At 40.4% G+C, this 3,127-nt stretch carries 2 protein-coding genes, 1 tRNA gene and 2 pseudogenes; 4 read left to right on the forward strand and 1 reads right to left on the reverse strand.

All coding sequences use genetic code 11. The annotated features are described in order from the left end of the window. Window positions 1-141 precede the first annotated feature (141 nt). The 3 genes from QUA04_RS29105 to QUA04_RS29115 all read left to right on the forward strand — a co-directional run bounded on the left by QUA04_RS29105 (window position 142) and on the right by QUA04_RS29115 (window position 1,730). A complete protein-coding gene (locus tag QUA04_RS29105; RefSeq protein WP_333264126.1) occupies window positions 142-495 on the forward strand; it encodes a hypothetical protein in 354 nt (117 codons plus the stop codon). A gap of 805 nt (window positions 496-1,300) precedes the next feature. Next, window positions 1,301-1,504: a hypothetical protein gene (locus QUA04_RS29110; protein WP_190659577.1), complete on the forward strand. Its 204-nt coding sequence runs from the start codon at window positions 1,301-1,303 to the stop codon at window positions 1,502-1,504. A gap of 153 nt (window positions 1,505-1,657) precedes the next feature. Next, window positions 1,658-1,730 (forward strand) — tRNA-Ala (locus QUA04_RS29115). A 123-nt stretch (window positions 1,731-1,853) separates the two neighbouring features. Here QUA04_RS29115 and QUA04_RS29120 read toward each other — a convergent pair. Further along, a pseudogene (locus QUA04_RS29120) lies at window positions 1,854-2,502 on the reverse strand (IS1 family transposase); the annotation flags it as partial. A gap of 84 nt (window positions 2,503-2,586) precedes the next feature. Between QUA04_RS29120 and QUA04_RS29125 the strand changes: the two are divergent. Beyond that, window positions 2,587-3,127: pseudogene (locus tag QUA04_RS29125) on the forward strand (ISKra4 family transposase); the annotation flags it as partial.

Genomic DNA, 3,127 nt, shown 5'->3' on the forward strand with positions numbered 1-3,127 from the left:
AAACTCAAGCTTTGCTTTATCAGACTGATGCTTAAAAGACTAGCCACCGCGTAAAAAGATCTCAAATGGGTTCTATATGGGTTTCGTTGGTCGGCAGCAGAAGTTAATTTACACTATCTCAAAACAACGTTAAAAAGGGAGATGTTAACAGCTCAAACTCCGGTGATGGTGAGAAAAGAAATCTGGACACACTTATTAGCTTACACTTTATTACGTACCATTATGTGGCAGGCTGTATCTTCGTCAGAAAATACAGTTTTTCAACTCTCATCCCAATCAACCAGGCAGCAGTTTAATCTGTTATTGACGCTGTTGGCAACTACAGGAAAACGCCAACAGCGACAATGGCGTCAATTACTTTTGGAACAGGTGGCAGCTAATTTACTCACGATTCGACCTGAGCGTTCTGAACCTAGAGTTTTGAAACGCAGGCCGAAACCGTATCCTCGAATGCAGGAACCTCGCTCTGTCTTGAAAGCTAAACTGCGGGCGTGATTAAGCCTTTTTCAGTGCCATTGGGCCATGTACCACTTTATAGCTCACCTTAATTCCGCATTCTTTTTCTAGCCAGAGGTGTAATTTACCATAACTTGTTTCTCCCTGTGGTTCTTGCAGTTTTTTGATTAATTTTTCTCTCACGCTCGGGTGGAATATGTGGAGTCTTTCCGGGAGCTTTTTTTATGCTAAGTAATGAGCGTAATTCCACCTTTAAAGTAAGCTCTTAACCAATGATATATTGTTGAAGAGTCTCGTTTCAACATCGTGGCTCATTCTGCTCTTTTTGGGATTTTTTTTGTGGCCAGCCAGTATAATACCAGTAATTTTTCTTTATTTACGGCGGTCGCACTCCGTTCGAGTCGATGCTCTAGTTCCTCAACCGTTTCCTGGATTTGTACCTGAAGTTTGTTCGCCCTATTGGATTTCCTCTACTTTTATCCTATAAGTGTACCTTCATAGTCAATTGGTATTACCAAATTTGAATCGGGTCAGGGTGCGATCGCACAGCTATCAAATCAGTTATACTCAAAGGTTTATCGCATTCTGACCCCTCAAAAAAGCGTGTGAAGCGCAGCTATCCCGCTCTTAATCGCTCGCTCAAGAGTCAAAAACGCCACCTCTAAGGCTGAGCTAGCTCTCATTTACTTTGCATATTGTAATTATCAATAAAAGCTATAATTTTTTCTCACTCGCTTTCCGCTGCTCCCTTCGGGTTTTACAGCAAAAGTTAAATACGCCTGAGCTTATCTGCACGGAGCGAAAAGTTTTGTTACAATAGGTAAGCTGTTACAAATCGTAACTTATGCTGGTTTCTATTTTAATAATTGACGTTGCCCTCGTTGCCTGGTCTTTGCACTTAATGCAAGAGGCGATCGCGCAACGGGAATTTTCACTAATGCTAGCCGGCACCCTAGTTGCGGTCTCAGCCGCCGCCCTGCTAGTCGTCTACTTTCTCATGGGGTCTTGTTTGAGCCATTTGACCGAAATATCCCAACACACTTACTAGCTCATAGTAGGGGATTGACCATTGTCCAGAAGCGAGGAGAGTTTTGTGGAAAAGAAGCCGAAAGCCTTGCCAGCCAAAGGCTCAAAACTAATTTCCCCAAAAAGCTTGACAAATATTGGTCAGTTAAGGCATGATTGAGAGCGCGAAAAGAAAGGGGAATTAGCTCAGTTGGTAGAGCACTACAATGGCATTGTAGGGGTCAGCGGTTCGAGCCCGCTATTCTCCATCCTAGAAACCCGTTCACAGAGCGGGTTTTGTCGTTTATCCATCAAAACTGTTATATTGGACATTCTCAATTAGGACGACAGCAGCAGACGGTAGTCCTGCATAGCAAGGAAAATCCAGGGTTTTAATTGATAGATAAACTCGCGTTATACTCCTGAATAAAATACCAAATAGCCCCAATATGATTGGAGAGTTTTTTGGAGAATGAAAGAGTTTTTCTCACCAATCTAGATATCCTTTGTCTCATCGTATTATTAAATCTTTCTATATAGTTTGTCAGACCAGTCTCCTTTCCTACTGCCTTGTATCTTTTTTGAGGAAAAACTGTTCCATAGGCGCTCCAAAAGTCTGTATAACTTACGGCACATTGACTCTGGAACTGGTGGCAAAGAATCCCATAATCCTTGAGCGCCAGCTTGATCTCTTTTTCCAATATATACTCCTACAATTTCTTTGGTTGAGGCATCAATTGCCAGCTCTTTCCACTGCTTGTTATCCTTATTGCGCACAAATGACCATATTTCATCACATTGAATTGTTAGCTTTCCTTTCTTTTTTGACTTCACTTCTACTTCTCTTTTTACAGCTCCTAATTTTTTATTAATATAGTATTGCAACCACCGTGACGAAACCCCAGTCGCCCTCACAATCCCAGCCAGAGATATCTTTTCTAATAAAAGTCTATCTATCAACTCTTTTGTTGCTGATGAAATCGGTTGATGTCTGGGAGTCATGACGAATTGTCTTCCACAATCTCGACATTTAAAATTGGGTGCATCTCACTTTGGCAAATGTGTCAAAAAAGAGATAAAATGAAAAAGCTAGTAAAATCGTTAAATAAAGATGAGGCAAATAAAATGACACCATCAGACCAACAACAGATAAAAGCCCACTTAAAAGCGGTAGCAGAAATTTTTTACAGAAATACAGATCCAACCGAGTTAAAAAGTTTTGAAAGTATAGAAAAATCAGTGCGTCAGAAAATGTTAGAAGAAGTCGGCCCCGAACTAGGTAGCTTTTTTTTTCATCAGTATCAGGAATTCAAACAGGAAAGCCCCGAAAAATAAAATCAATAATCGGCTCGCTCGACATTACAGATAATCAGGCAAAATATTTTGGCTTAAAAGCTTACCGTCAATTTAGTCCACTCATGGAAAATTGCTGTCTTTTAATCAGTGCCAATGAATCTTATCAAATGGCAGAAAAAGATTTGGAAAAATTTACGGGAATCAAAATTTATCACAGTACATTACAAAGATTAGTCAAAAGACAAGAATTTGAATTGCCTACATCTCAACAAGGAGTCAAAGAAATTACGTTAGATGGCGGTAAAGTCAGACTACGCAACGAAACCAAGGGCGAGAGCTGTTACTGGAAAGACTATAAAGCCGTGTGTTT

The sequence above is a fragment of the Microcoleus sp. S13_C5 genome (assembly GCF_036700845.1).
Lineage (GTDB): Bacteria > Cyanobacteriota > Cyanobacteriia > Cyanobacteriales > Microcoleaceae > Microcoleus.

Bases quoted from the DNA above. Each gene is read 5' to 3' on its own strand.
- QUA04_RS29105 (WP_333264126.1), top strand. From the start codon at position 142: ATGTTAACAGCTCAAACTCCGGTGATGGTGAGAAAAGAAATCTGGACA.
- QUA04_RS29110 (WP_190659577.1), top strand. From the start codon at position 1,301: ATGCTGGTTTCTATTTTAATAATTGACGTTGCCCTCGTTGCCTGGTCT.